This window comes from Amycolatopsis sp. 3B14 (assembly GCF_050958625.1).
GTDB classification, from domain to species: domain Bacteria; phylum Actinomycetota; class Actinomycetes; order Mycobacteriales; family Pseudonocardiaceae; genus Amycolatopsis_E; species Amycolatopsis_E thermoflava.
The window spans coordinates 25502-38629 of record NZ_JBHZEN010000048.1; the positions used below are offsets into that span (position 1 = coordinate 25502).

At 70.7% G+C, this 13128-nt stretch carries 13 protein-coding genes and 1 tRNA gene; 5 read left to right on the top strand and 9 right to left on the bottom strand.

Annotated elements, in window-relative coordinates:
- Positions 1–11: 11 nt before the first annotated feature.
- On the bottom strand, positions 12–1532 hold the full coding sequence (locus ACCP09_RS25810; protein ID WP_027933674.1) for a threonine/serine ThrE exporter family protein: 1521 nt from the start codon (positions 1530–1532) through the stop codon (positions 12–14).
- Between the two features lie 151 nt (positions 1533–1683).
- Here ACCP09_RS25810 and ACCP09_RS25815 point away from each other — a divergent pair.
- Positions 1684–1756: transfer RNA gene (locus ACCP09_RS25815), tRNA-Thr, on the top strand.
- A gap of 62 nt (positions 1757–1818) precedes the next feature.
- Here the strand turns inward: ACCP09_RS25815 and ACCP09_RS25820 are convergent.
- From ACCP09_RS25820 to ACCP09_RS25835, 4 genes are all read right to left on the bottom strand, one after another.
- Positions 1819–2658 carry a hypothetical protein gene (locus ACCP09_RS25820; protein ID WP_433751015.1) on the bottom strand — a complete coding sequence of 280 codons (840 nt, stop codon included), beginning with the start codon at positions 2656–2658 and terminating at the stop codon, positions 1819–1821.
- Between the two features lie 59 nt (positions 2659–2717).
- Complete coding sequence (locus ACCP09_RS25825; RefSeq protein ID WP_433751018.1) at positions 2718–4007, bottom strand: SLC13 family permease; 1290 nt, start codon at positions 4005–4007, stop codon at positions 2718–2720.
- A gap of 10 nt (positions 4008–4017) precedes the next feature.
- Positions 4018–4458, bottom strand: a complete 441-nt coding sequence (locus tag ACCP09_RS25830; RefSeq protein WP_027933676.1) for a CBS domain-containing protein — start codon at positions 4456–4458, stop codon at positions 4018–4020.
- 194 nt (positions 4459–4652) lie between these two features.
- Entirely contained in the window at positions 4653–5477 is an 825-nt protein-coding gene (locus ACCP09_RS25835; RefSeq protein ID WP_433751021.1) for an HpcH/HpaI aldolase/citrate lyase family protein, read from the bottom strand.
- Positions 5478–5803: 326 nt separating this feature from the next.
- Between ACCP09_RS25835 and ACCP09_RS25840 the strand changes: the two genes are divergently transcribed.
- The 4 genes from ACCP09_RS25840 to ACCP09_RS25855 all read left to right on the top strand — a co-directional run bounded on the left by ACCP09_RS25840 (position 5804) and on the right by ACCP09_RS25855 (position 9136).
- A complete protein-coding gene (locus tag ACCP09_RS25840) occupies positions 5804–6616 on the top strand; it encodes an HpcH/HpaI aldolase/citrate lyase family protein (protein ID WP_433751024.1) in 813 nt (270 codons plus the stop codon).
- Between the two features lie 13 nt (positions 6617–6629).
- The gene (locus ACCP09_RS25845) at positions 6630–7724 is read left to right on the top strand and encodes a Glu/Leu/Phe/Val family dehydrogenase (protein ID WP_433751026.1); all 1095 of its coding nucleotides are present in this window, start codon (positions 6630–6632) and stop codon (positions 7722–7724) included.
- Positions 7725–7775: 51 nt separating this feature from the next.
- Positions 7776–8585 (top strand): PrsW family intramembrane metalloprotease, encoded by an 810-nt coding sequence (locus ACCP09_RS25850; protein WP_037322836.1) that lies wholly within the window; start codon positions 7776–7778, stop codon positions 8583–8585.
- Positions 8586–8698: 113 nt separating this feature from the next.
- Entirely contained in the window at positions 8699–9136 is a 438-nt protein-coding gene (locus ACCP09_RS25855) for an ester cyclase (RefSeq protein WP_017985363.1), read from the top strand.
- A gap of 13 nt (positions 9137–9149) precedes the next feature.
- Here ACCP09_RS25855 and ACCP09_RS25860 read toward each other — a convergent pair whose 3' ends face one another.
- From ACCP09_RS25860 to ACCP09_RS25875, 4 genes are all read right to left on the bottom strand, one after another.
- Positions 9150–10358, bottom strand: a complete 1209-nt coding sequence (locus ACCP09_RS25860; RefSeq protein ID WP_433751031.1) for an RNA polymerase sigma factor — start codon at positions 10356–10358, stop codon at positions 9150–9152.
- Between the two features lie 2 nt (positions 10359–10360).
- Positions 10361–10705, bottom strand: coding sequence for a YciI family protein (locus tag ACCP09_RS25865; RefSeq protein WP_020417026.1), 345 nt, complete (start codon positions 10703–10705; stop codon positions 10361–10363).
- Between the two features lie 97 nt (positions 10706–10802).
- Complete coding sequence (locus ACCP09_RS25870; protein WP_400983882.1) at positions 10803–11711, bottom strand: endonuclease/exonuclease/phosphatase family protein; 909 nt, start codon at positions 11709–11711, stop codon at positions 10803–10805.
- Positions 11712–11786: 75 nt separating this feature from the next.
- Positions 11787–13082 carry an MFS transporter gene (locus ACCP09_RS25875; RefSeq protein ID WP_123684673.1) on the bottom strand — a complete coding sequence of 432 codons (1296 nt, stop codon included), beginning with the start codon at positions 13080–13082 and terminating at the stop codon, positions 11787–11789.
- Between the last annotated feature and the right edge of the window lie 46 nt (positions 13083–13128).

Sequence of the window (13128 nt, forward strand, 5' to 3'; positions counted from 1 at the left end):
CCCACCAGCGGCTACTCCAGTCGCCGGTCGGTCGTCCGCAGCGGACCCGCCATCCGGGGGCCGGCGAGCTTCCGTTCGAGCCGGCCGAGACCGGTGCGGACCGGCTGCGCGAGGTACTCCCCGAGTACCACGCCTGCGGCCAGCGCAAGCCCGATCGCCGCGGCTTTGATCAGCGTGGAGAGGTTGCCGTTGCTCTGCGTGGCCAGCTCATACAGGCCACGGTACGTGGACAGACCTGGCAGCAGGGGCGTGATTCCCGACACCGCCACGACCAGCGGCGTCACCTTCAGGCGGCGGGCCAGAACGCCGCCGGAGAAGCCGATCACGACGGCCGCGACGGCGGAGGACGTGATGACGTCGAACCGGCCGACGATCACCAGCGCGCCATAGACGCCGGCGCCGATCGCGCCCGCGGCGGCGGCCACGAGCATCGACCGCAACGTCGAGTAGGAGGCGACGGCGAAGCAGGCGGCCGCGGCCGCGCCCGCCGGCACGATCACCAGCAGGCTGTCGGCGGTCTGCGCGGGCAGCACCGGTTCGGCCGGGGTGAAGCCGAGCGCCTTGGCGATGTTCAGCGCGAGCGCGACGCCGGTGATCAGGCCGGCGGACATCAGGATCGTTTCCATCGTGCGGCCCGCGGCGGTCACGTTGTAGCCGGTGATCGCGTCCTGCACCGCGGACACCGTGGACAGACCGGAGAGGAGCACGGTGATCGCCGCGGCGGCGACCAGCGTGGAGAACCGGGTCGGCACGAGTCCGGTGTTGACGGCGAAGGTGGCCAGCCCCGTCGCGACCAGCCCGCCGACGGCCTGCTGGAAGAAGAACGGCAGCGCGACGCGGTTGAGGAGGCGCCCGAGCCGGTCGATGAGGGCGGAGATGATCAGCGCGCCGACCGCGACGTCCAGGGTGCCGCTGAGCAGCAGGGTGATGAAGAAGGCCATGCCGCCCCAGGCCAGCGTGGCGAACCAGCGCGGGTACGGGTGCGGCGCGGTGGTGATCTTGTGCAGCTCGGTGTAGGCCTCTTCCGCGCTGAGGTTGCCGCGCAGGATCTGCTGGACCAGCATCTCCGTCTGCGACAGGCGCGTGTAGTCGAGGCTGCGCGAGCGGACGACGCGCAGGGCCGTGATCGGGTTCGCGTCGGTGCCCCGGTGGCAGGTGACGGTGATGGACGTGAAGATGACGTCCACCTCGCAGTGCGGGAGACCGAAGGCCGCGGTGAGCGACAGGATCGTCGCGGTCACGTCGGAGGCGCCGGCGCCGCTGGCCATCTGCACCTCGCCGATCCGGAGGACCAGGTCGAGGACGAAGTTGACCGTCGCCTCGTCCGGCAGGGCGGGACCGAGTTCGGTGGTCGCGTCCGGCGCCGGCTGCTCACCGGTCGGCGCTTCCAGGATGTGCCAGGCCCGGCGACGCGGCTCGGTCGCCCGCCGCCGCCGGTTCGCCTTCTCGACGCCCGGGTCCTCCGGCGCTTCGAGGATGTGCCAGCCGCGTCTGCGGGTCACCGGGCCCCGGACGCGCTGGGTGCTGTTCATACGGCCGTCACCTCCTTGATTGGCCTCCCGGGTGCCCATCGCCTGGATCACGCCGGTCGTTGCAAAGGGGCAACCGTGGCGTGCGCCACTTCGCCGATCATCCACGAATCCGGGGGGCCCGGCAGCGGTTGCTAGGATGACCCCCGATCAGGCCGACTTAGCTCAGCTGGTAGAGCAGCTGTCTTGTAAACAGCAGGTCAGGGGTTCGAGCCCCCTAGTCGGCTCTTCGCGCGGGCCGGGGTGTTCCCTGTGGTGGGAAACACCTCTGGTTCGTTGCCGGCGGGGCTCAGATCACCGTCCCCCACGAGGCGGCCATCCTGGCGGCGTCGCGAAGCATGAGGACCGCTCGGCGGGCCGGGCGAACCGCGTTCTTCAGGATCAGGCTGATGCTCTCCGCGCCGGCGACCTGACGGGCGAGGTCGTCCATCAGGCCCGCGACCTTGTCGATGTCGCCGACCTCGCCGAGTGCTTTGCGGAAACCGGCCCGTAGCTCGTCGAGAACGGGGGATTGGACGGTCTGATCGAGCACGTTCTTCACCTCGCGGATCAACTTGTCGGTTTCGGCGATGTCCCGCTGGGCGTTGCTCGCGCTTCTTTCCAGTTTCCGCGCCGGCTCGGTGATCACCTCGGCCATCTTGAGGATGGTCGCTTTGTACGCCGCCGGGTCGTTCCCCTGTTCGCCTGCTCGTGCGCCGTATTCGCCGAGCAGCACCGAGACGGCGGTGAAATCCGTTACCGCCTCCTGGAGCGTCATGGCTGTGCGTTCCAGTGCCGGCGTCAGGTTCTCGACCAGTTCGAGCAGACCGGGAGCGTCGGGAACATCGTCCGAATCGAGACCGTGGGCGGCGGGGTCGGCCGGTGTTTCAGTGGCGCGCTCGATTTCTCCGGAGAGGATTCGCGGGAGCTTCTCTTCGACTCGTTTCTGCGCGTCCATGAGCCTGCGCACGAGGCGGTGGATGCCCTCCATCCACTGCTGGCTGTCGCGACCAGCGCGGATGACCTCGTCCGGGTCGGGATGAAGAACGCCGTCCTGCCGACGGCGATGTCGAGCGTCTCCACGCAAATCCTGGACCCAGCCGATGTCTTCGCCGTCGATGAAAATGCGGATTTCTTCGTCGGTCTCCACCGCGTATTGATCCGTCAGGTCTTCTCTGACGTGGTCCGCGCAGGCTCGGCGTCGTGGGCTCACGCCAGCACGAAGTAGCGCAGCCACAGGTACGGCGCCGCCAGCGCGATGGTCATCAGCGTGACCACCGCGCCCTTCCGGGTGAATTCCCAGAACGAGATCGGCGTGCCGGCGCGCGCGGCGACTCCCAGCATCACCACGTTCGCGCTGGCGCCGATCGCCGTGAGGTTGCCGCCGAAGTCGGCTCCCAGGGCCAGCGCCCACCACAGCGCTTGGGCCTCGCCGGGGTCCGGCAAGTCGGCCACGAGGCCCACCACGAGCGGGCTCATCGTCGCCACGTAGGGGATGTTGTCGATGAAACCGGAGAGCACCGCGGAGACCACCAGGATCAGCATCACGGCCAGCAGCGCGTTCCCGCCGGTCGCGTCCGCCGCGAGCCGCGCCAGGTGGCTGATCAACCCGGTGTGCACGAGCGCGCCGATCATGATGAACAGACCCGCGAAGAACAGCAGCGTCTCCCATTCGACCGCGGCCAGGTAGTCCCGCGGGCGGGTGCCCGACACGAGCACGAGGACCCCGGCGCCGAGCAGTGCCACGACCGACGGGTCCAAGTGGAACACCGAATGCCCGATGAACCCGGTGAACACCAGCGCCAGCACAACGCCGCACTTCACCAGCAACCGCTTGTCTCGGATGGCTTCGCGCTCGTCGAGGGTCATCACCTCGGCGATGCGCGCCGGATCCGCGTCGAACGCGCCGCGGAACAGCCGGCGCAGCACCAGCGCGAACACGGCGACCTCGACGACCACGATCGGCGTCAGGTGGACGAGGAAGTCGTTGAAGGTCAGGCCGGCGCGGCTGCCGATGATGATGTTCGGCGGATCGCCGATCAGCGTCGCGGTGCCGCCGATGTTCGACGCGAACACCTCGGCGATCAGGAACGGCACCGGGCTGATCCCGAGCCGGTCGCACACCAGCAGCGTCACCGGTGCGATCAGCAGGACCGTCGTGACGTTGTCCAGGAACGCCGACGCCGTCGCCGTCAGCAGGACCAGCAGGACCATCACCCGCAGCGGCGAGCCCTTCGCGCGCTTGGCCGCCCAGATCGCGGTGAACTCGAAGACCCCGGTGCGGCGCAGGATCCCGACGATGATCATCATGCCGAGCAGCAGGAACACGACGTCCCAGTCGATGCCGGTGTCGTGCGAGTAGAACGCCTCGTCCGAGCCGACCACGCCAGCCGCCAGCACGATCCCCGCCCCGCCCAGCGCGGCGGCCGCCTTCGGGACGCGATCGGTCGCGATCAGCAGGTAGGCGACCGCGAACACGACGATCGCGAGCACGGTCACCGCGCACCGCCTACCGCAGCGCCAGCTCCAGCAGCCGGGACGCGGTGATCACCCCGGTGATCCCGTCGCCGTCCACCACGGCCACCAGCGGGGAGCGCAGCCGCGCCATCGCGGCGGCGACCTCCACGATCGTGTCGTCGGTCTTGACCACGGGCAGCTCCGGCCGGTCCTCGGGCAGCAGGGCACGGACGGTCTTGCCGTGCAGCTTCTCCGCCACGCGGTCGGCCATCGACTCCGACAGCACGCCGGCGAGCGACGGGTCGTCCTGGACGTACTGCGGCACCAGCAACCGCACCACCTGCGACGCGGGCAGCACCGCCACCGGACGGCCGCGCGGATCGGTGACGACCAGGCCGGGTAGCCGGTTCGCGGCCAGCAGGCGGGCCGCATCGAGAGCGTCCGAATCCGACGCGACGACCGGAAAGTCCTCGGCCATCTCCGACGCGTGCATGCCCGCAGCGTACGACGATCTCGCGGCGGTCACCGGTTCTTGCCGGGATCCTGACGAGCACCACCGCGCCACTCCTGCCGTCGACCGTTCACCCGGCCCTGCTCAGGACGGGTGTGCCGACCAGACTTCCCGGCGCGCCGACCGTAAAGATGCCGTACGGAGGCGACCGGGGCAAGCCGGGAGCGAGGAGTGGCTCAGCCGTGTTCGAGCACGCGGCGAGCCCGTTCGATGATCGGCTTGTCGATCATGTTCCCGTGCACATCCGTGCTCGCGCCGTCGGTGGCCGAGTCGAGCACGGCGCGCGCCCACGCGCGGGCCTCTTCGGTCGGAGCGAGAACCTCGTGGATGACCGAGATCTGGGCCGGGTGAATGCACATCCGGCCGGTGAATCCGAGCCGTGCGGCGTGCCGGGTGTCCTCGACCAGCTTCTGCTCGTCGCGGATGGCGATGGTCACGCCGTCGAGCGGCGGAGCGATTCCCGCCGCGGCCGACGCGAGGACGACGGCGGAACGGGCGTGCGCGAGCGCGAGGAGATCGCCGTGGTCGACGCCGAGTTCCTGCGCGAGATCCCCGTTGCCGAAGGCGACGCGGACGACTCCCGGCGCGGCGCAGATCGCCCGCGCTTCCAGGACGCCCGCCGCCGTCTCCAGGGTCGGGACCACACAGGAACCCTCCGGCAGACGGTCGATCAGGTCCTGGACCTGCGTCGGCCCCGTCGCCTTCGGCAGCAGGACGGAGCACGGCCCGTCCTTGAGAGCGGCGACGTCGTCCTCGTACCACGGGCTGGTCGCGTCGTTGACACGCACCAGCCCCGGCCCGCCTGCGGCACGCCACTGCCGCACGTTCTCCCTGGCCTCGTCCTTGCGGCTGGGCGCGACGGCGTCCTCCAGATCGAGCACGATGCCGTCGGCGCCGCTGGTCGCGGCCTTGCCGAACCGGTCGGGACGGTCGCCGGGGACGAACAAGATGGTGCGCGCGGAGGCGATCCGGTCGAAGTCCCTGCCCTGCTGCCCGTTCATCCGCAACCCTTCGAACCGTTCTATGAACCGATCATACCGTCTGGTGAAACCATGGTAGGCGGACTGCGCGTGGCTGGACAAGCCGCCGTCGGAGCCCGGGCGCCGGACGGTCGGTTGAAATCGGTTCCGGTGACCGCTTGCGGCAATTGTTCCGACAATTCATCGGAATGGTCCGGCTGAATTCACTGTCTCCGTCGAGGTGGCGTCGAGCTGCGTAAACAGGCGTGCGGTCAGTGGAACGAAACTCGGCTCCATGTCCCGGCGAAATCTCCCGGTGACATTCTTCGGTGTCCACGAAAAACCCGACGGAGGTTGTGATGACGGCGATGTCCGAATCCCTTGCGCGGGCGCGATCGGTGCTGTTCGTGCCCGGCCACCGGCCGGACCGCTTCGACAAGGCGGCCGCGACGACCGCCGACACCATCGTCCTCGACCTCGAGGACGCGGTCGGTCCGGACGAGAAGCCCGTCGCGCGCAAGAACGTCGCCGAGTGGCTCGCCGGTGGCGGACACGGCATCGTCCGGATCAACGACGCGGGCACGTGCTGGTACGAGGACGACGTCGCGATGCTCGCGGAGCGGCCTGCCGCCGTGATGCTGCCGAAGATCACCCGTCCCGCCGAGGTGGTCGACGTGGTGCGGGCGCTCGCGCCGGGTTCGTGCGTGATCGCGATCCTGGAGACCGCGGCGGGCGTGCTCAACGCCCAGGCGATCTGCTCGGTTCCCGGCGTCGTGCGCGCTGCGTTCGGCAACGCCGACCTCGGCAGCGAACTGGGGCTGGACCCCGCGCACCAGGCCTCGCTGGTCCACGCACGCGCCCAGGTCGTGCTCGGTTCGGCGGCCGCCGGGATCGTGCCCCCGATCGACGGCGCGACGCTCGACCTCACCGACCGCGACGCGATCACTGCCGATGCGACGCATGCGGCGGAGCTGGGCTTCACCGGCAAGGTCTGCCTGCACCCCAGGCAGGTCGACGTGGTCAACGCGGTGTTCACGCCCTCGCCGGAGGCGGTCGAGTGGGCTCGCCGGGTCCTCGCGGCCGCGGACAGCGGCGGCTCGATCAAGGCGGTGGACAACCAGATCGTCGGGAAGCCGATCATCGACCGGGCCAGGCGGCTGCTGGCGCAGGCCGGTTGCTAGCCGGGGAGGTTCGATGCAGCAGGGCGTGTTCGACCGGCAGTCGGGACACGAGCAGGTGGTGTTCTGCCAGGACAGCGAGTCGGGGCTGCGTGCGATCATCGCCATCCACTCCACGGCGCTCGGACCGGCGATGGGGGGAACCCGGTTCCACCCGTACCCGTCGGAGGAGGCCGCGCTGGCCGACGTCCTCGAGTTGGCCAAGGGCATGAGCTACAAGAACGCCGTGGCCGGACTGCCCCACGGCGGCGGCAAGGCGGTGATCATCGGCGATCCGCTGGTGGACAAGTCCGACGCGCTGTTGCGGTCTTACGGCCGATTCGTGGAAAGGTTGCACGGCACGTACATCACCGCCTGCGATGTCGGCACCACGGTGCGGGACATGGATGTCGCGTCGCGGGAATCGCAGTTCGTCCTCGGCCGTTCGCGGGCCGACGGTGGAGCCGGGGACTCCTCGGTGCTGACGGCCTTCGGGGTCTACCGGGCGATGCTCGCGTGCGCCGAGTACCGGTGGGGCACCCCGTCGGTCAAGGGGCTCCGGATCGCGGTCTCGGGAGTCGGCAAGGTCGGATCGCTGCTCGCCAAACTCCTCGTCGAGCAGGGGGCCCGAGTGGTCGCCCACGACATCGACGAGGAGGCCGTGCGGCGTCTCCGCCTGGCCCGCCCGGAAATCCGCGCCGCGGTGGACGGGCGGTCGCTCATGCGCAAGAAGACGGACATCTTCGCGCCGTGCGCGTTGGGCGGGGTGCTGGACGAGACCGCGGTGGGTCTGCTCGGTGCCGAAATCGTCTGCGGCGCCGCCAACAACCAGCTCGCCGAACCGGGCATCGCGAAGGAGCTGCACGACCGGGGAGTGCTGTACGCGCCGGACTACGTGGTGAACGCGGGCGGCGTGATCCAGGTGGCGGACGAGCTGCACGGGTTCACCTTCCAGCGCGCGAAGCGCCGGGCCGCGAAGATCTTCGACGCGACGCGGTACGTGCTGGAACTGGCCGACGAGGATGGCCTGCCGCCCGCCGCCGCGGCCGACCGGCTCGCCGAACGCCGGATGGCGGAGGCACGGCAGCGGGCCGCACGCGCCGGGGAGCGGGCGGAAGCGCCGACCGGGTAACGCCGCCTGGCGTCGGGCCGATTTCTGGTCACCGGCCTGAGCGGAGGTGCCATGCGGACGCGGACCGCGACTTGGAAGGTGACCTGGCGGTGGGCGTGGGTACTCGTGCTCGTCGTGGGGCTCGGGTTGTTCGAGCTCGTCCGGCGGGTTGTGCTGGCCACCGAGAACCCCAACCTGGTGCCCTCCCTGATCCTGCTCGGCGCGGTCGTCGGGCCGGCCACCTTCGTCGTCTTCGTGTGGGGGCGCCGGCTCTCCTTCGGGGTCGATCCGGTGCTCGTCGGGCTCGTCGCGGTGGTCGGGGGCGTCGTCGGCGTCGTCACGGCCGGGGCGCTGGAGTACGACGTCCTCAAGGACCTCGGTCCGTTCCAGATGGCCGGGGTCGGCGTCATCGAGGAGACCGCGAAGCTCATCGCGCCCGCCGTGGTCCTCGTGGTCGTCCGCGACCGCCGCGCGGCGACCGGGCTCCTGCTCGGCGTCGCGTCCGGGGCGGGCTTCGCGGCGCTCGAAACGATGGGCTACGCCCTCGTCGCGTTCCTCAAATCCCAGGGCGACATCAGCGCCGTCGACCAGACGCTGCTGATCCGCGGCGTGCTCAGCCCGGCCACCCACATGGCGTGGACCGGGCTGACCGCCGCCGCGTTGTGGGCCGCCGTCCGGCACCGCGGGCGGTCCCGCTGGATGGGCCGCTTCGCGGCGACGTTCGTCGTCGCCGTGGCGCTGCACGCCGCGTGGGACGGCATCGGCACGACGCTCAGCTACGTCGTGCTCGCCGCCCTCAGCCTCGGCCTCCTCGCACTGGCCGTGCACCGCATCGGCCACCGCCGCTCGCCCTACGGCCGCCGCGTCCGCGCCGCGCGATAAAGAGCCCTAAGCCTCTGTCCGCGTCGCGCGCGCCGGGTGTCCACTGCGGATCGCGGCCGCGGCAGTAGTCAGCGGGCGCCGCCCGCCCCGGCGCGGCCGGAAGGAGGCACCTCATGACTTCCGACGAGCGGCGCGAACGGTTGCGCCGGGTGCTGGACCTGATGTGGAACCAGGGCGAGCTCGACGCCTGCGAAGAGCTGTGCGCGCCGCACTGCACGTTCCACGACCCGAGCTTCGAGGTGGACGGCGTCGCCGGGTTCCAGCGCCAGGTCGGCGACCTGCGCACCGCCAACCCGGACCTGCACATGGACATCCACGACGTGCTCGTCGACGGCGACCTGTGCGCGGTGCGGTTCACGATGGGCGGCACCTCGCGGGCGGAGTTCCGCGGCCTGCCCGCGACCGGCAAGACGTACGTGATGACCGGCATGATGTGCGCCAAGTGGGCCGACGACCGGATCGTGGAGATGTGGGTCAACTACGACATGCTCGGCGCGTTGCAGCAGCTGGGCATCATCTCGGAGATGGCGCCACGCGAGACGGCAGGCTGAGCACCGCAACGCCTCAGCCCAGTTCGGCGAGGCGCAGGCGCAGGTGGGCGGCCTGCGGTTCGCTCATCCCGAGCGCCAGCGCTTGCCGGTACGCGGTCCGCGCCTCGGCTGCCGCGCCCAGCCGGTGCAGCAGTTCGGCGCGGGTCGCGTGCCACCACGGGTACGAAGTCAGTCCGGGGATCGCGTCCACCAACGCCAGACCGGCCGCCGGGCCGTCCCGCTCGGCCACCGCAACCGCGCGGTTCAGGCGGACCACCGGCGTGCCGGAGATGCGCAGCAACACGTCGTACCAGGAGATCACGGCGTCCCAGTCCGTCCCGGCGTAGGACGGCGCCAGCGCGTGGCAGGCGGCGATCGCGGCCTGGACGACGTACCGGTCCGGTTCCACCGCGCGCCGCAGGCCGCGGCCCACCAGCGACACGCCCTCCTTGATCGCGGAGCGGTCCCACCGCGACCGGTCCTGATCCGGCAGCAGCACCGGGACCCCGTCGGCGTCCACCCGCGCGTCGCGACGGGAGTTCTGCAGCAGCAGCAACGCGAGCAGCCCCAGCACCGTCGGCTCGTCGGGCATCTGCGAAGCCAGCAGCCGCGCGAGCCGGATCGCCTCCGCGGTCAGCTCGGCGCGCACCAGGTCGGCGCCCGCCGCGGCGGCGTAACCCTCGTTGAAGATCAGGTACACCGTCGCGGCGACCGCCGTCAGCCGGTCCGGCAGCTCGGCCGCCTCCGGCACGCGGTACGGGATCCGCGCCCGCGCGATCTTCTGCTTCGCCCGCGTCAGGCGCTTCGCCATCGTGGCCTCGGGCACCAGCAGCGCCCGCGCGACCTCGGCGGTCGACAACCCGCCGAGCGTCCGCAAGGCGAGCGCCACCTGAGCCTCCAGCGACAACGCCGGGTGGCAGCAGGTGAACACGAGCCGCAACAGGTCGTCCGCGACCACCTCGGCCGGTTCCGGTTCGACGAACGGCATCGCCGCCGCCTCCTTCCCGGATCGCGCGGCCTCGCGGCGTAACAGGTCCACGGCCCGCCGCTTCGCGGTGACCAGCAGCCAGCCACGCGGGTTGTCCGGCACGCCGTCGCGCGGCCAGGTCTCCAGCGCCCGCATGACGGCGTCCTGCACCGCGTCCTCGGCGAGGCCGACGCTGCCGGTGACGCGGATCAGCGTGGCCAGCACGCGGGTCCCCTCGTCCCGCACCAGCCGCGCGACCGCGTCACCGGCCTCCACGGTCAGAACTCGATCACCGGGCGGACCTCCACGACGCCGTCCCAGGCCGCCGGGAGCTGCGCGGCGAGCTTCACCGCCTCGTCGAGGTCGGCGCACTCGAGCAGGTAGAAGCCGGTGAGGGCCTCCTTCGTCTCGACGTAGGGGCCGTCGCTGGTCAGGATCTCGCCGCCCTTCCCGCCGGACACCCGCACGGTGGTCGCGGTCGAGGTCGGGTACAGGGCTTTCCCGCCTCTGATCACGGCTGCGGCGGCTTCGCCGAACTCCCGGTACTCCTTGATCGTCTCCGCGTACTCCGGCTGCGACCAGTCGACGTCCGCGGCGTACAGCAGGGCGGCATAGGTGGGCATGGCTGCTCCTCCCGTGTGGGCACCGGCGCCGGTCGCCGGTGTTCACGATAAGGACGAACAGCCTCCCACCGCGCTGGACACCGCGGCCGGACTTTTTTCAGACCAGCCGCACCAGCGCCTGCACCGGCACGTGGTCGGACGGGTAGCGGCCGTCGACGCGGAACGTGTTGATCGCCGCCGCCAGGACCGACACCCGCGGGTTCGCCAGCACCCAGTCGATGCGGTTCGCGCCGAGCACCGGGTCGCGGTAGTTCGGGAACGTGCCCCACTCCGGCGTGAGCTGCTTGGCCGCCGTGCGCCAGGTGTCGGACAGGCCGCCCTCGATCAGCGTCCGGTACGACACCGAGTCGGCCGGCGTGTTGAAGTCGCCTGTCAGCACCACCGGCAGCGCCGGGTCGAAGCCGGCGATCCGGTCGCGCACCAAGGCCGCGCTGCGCTGCCGCGCGTTCTCCGACTGGTGGTCGAAGTGCGTGTTGACGTGCACGAACTCCTTGCCGGTGCGGGCATCGCGGAAGCGGACCCAGGTCACCATGCGGACGACGTTGTTGCCCCACGACTTCGACCCGATCACGTACGGCGTGTCGGACAGCCAGAAGTGGTCGAAGTCGAGCGGCTCGACGCGGCGCGTGTCGTAGTAGATCGCCATGAACTCGCCGCGCCCGCCGCCCTCGCGGCCGAGGCCGATCCACTCGTAGTGCTTGGGCAGGTCCGCCGCGATCTCCTTGACCTGGTGGTACAGGCCCTCCTGGATGCCCAGCACAGTCGGCTGCTCGATCTCCAGGAACCGCGCGAGCACCGGCCGCCGGTCGGTCCACGAGTCCGGCGTGCCCGGCGCGGCCTTCGTGTCCAGGCGGATGTTGAACGTGGTCACGTGCAGTGTGTCGCCGGCGGCGCGGCCGATCACCGCGCCGTCCCCGGGCTGGGCCTGCGCCCCGCTCGCGGTCATCAACGTCACCGCACCCGCGCCGGCGAGGCCGAGTGCGCCCCTTCGAGTGATGTCAGACATGTGCGCACTTTGTCCGTTCCGCGTGTGGCGGTGCCGACCGTCAGGCGACGCCCGGGCGAACAACGCGCGTCGATCTCACTCGAGTTCGTTGCCCCGGGTCTCGCGCAGGAACCAGACGCACACCGCGCAAATCACCGCTATCCCGGCGACGTACCCGGAAACCGGCAGGGACGAACCCGTCGCGGCGATGAGTTGCGTGGCCAGGATCGGGCTCACGCCACCGCCGATCACGCCGCTGGCGTTGTACGCGATCGACGCCCCGGTGTAGCGGTAGCGGGTCGCGAACAGCTCCGGCAGGAACGCGCCCATCGGCGCGAACAACGCGGCGAACGCGATCATCCCGACGGCCATCGCGAGCGCGATCAGCACCGGGTTGCCCGTGTTGATCAGGGCGAACAGCGGGAACGCCCAGGCCACCGCGAGCACCGCGGCGCCGAGGCACACCCGGCGACGGCCGACCCGGTCCGACCACATCGCGAGCAGCGGGGTCGCCAGGCCCATCACGAGCGCGCTGATCATGGCGCAGATCAGCAGCATGTTCTTGTCCAGCTCCAGCACCGTGGTGCCGTAGGAGAGCGAGAACGTGGTGATCGTGTAGAAGAGCGTGTGCGCCAGGATGAACGCGCACGTGCTGAGGAACAGGGTCTTCGGCTGCCGCCGCAGGACCTCGACGATCGGCACCTTCGCCTTGTCGTGCTCGGCCATCGCGCGCTCGAACACCGGCGTCTCGGCGATCTTCATCCGGATGTAGTAGCCGATGACGATCAGCAGCGAGCTGGCCAGGAACGGGATCCGCCAGCCCCAGTCGTCGAACGACTCCTGCGACATCGTCCCGCCCAGCACCAGGAACGCGCCGCCCGCGATGATGAACCCGATCGCGGGCCCCATCTGCGGGAAGCTCGACCACAGGCCGCGCCGGTTGCGTGGCGCGTACTCGGTGGCCAGCAGCACCGCGCCACCCCACTCGCCGCCGAGCCCGAAGCCCTGCAGGAACCGGCACAGCACGAGCAGGATCGGCGCGCCGATGCCGATCGCGCTGTAGGTGGGCAGCGCGCCGATCGCGACTGTGCCGGTGCCCATGACCAGCAGCGACGCGACGAGCATCGCCTTGCGCCCGATCCGGTCGCCGAAGTGCCCGAACACGACCGCGCCGACGGGTCGCGCGACGAACCCGACCCCGAAGGTCGCGAACGCGGCCAGTGTGCCGGCGAGCGGGGAGAACGTCGGGAAGAACTGGTGCCCGAACACCAGCGCCGCGGCAGTGCCGTAGAGGTAGAAGTCGTAGAACTCGATGGCCGTGCCGATGAAACTGGCGATCGCGATCCGCGAGGCCGACACCGGGGCGGCGGACGTCTGCGCGGCGGTACTCATCGGCTGCTCCTTCGGGGCCGGTTGATCCGGTGGGAGTATCTGCGCA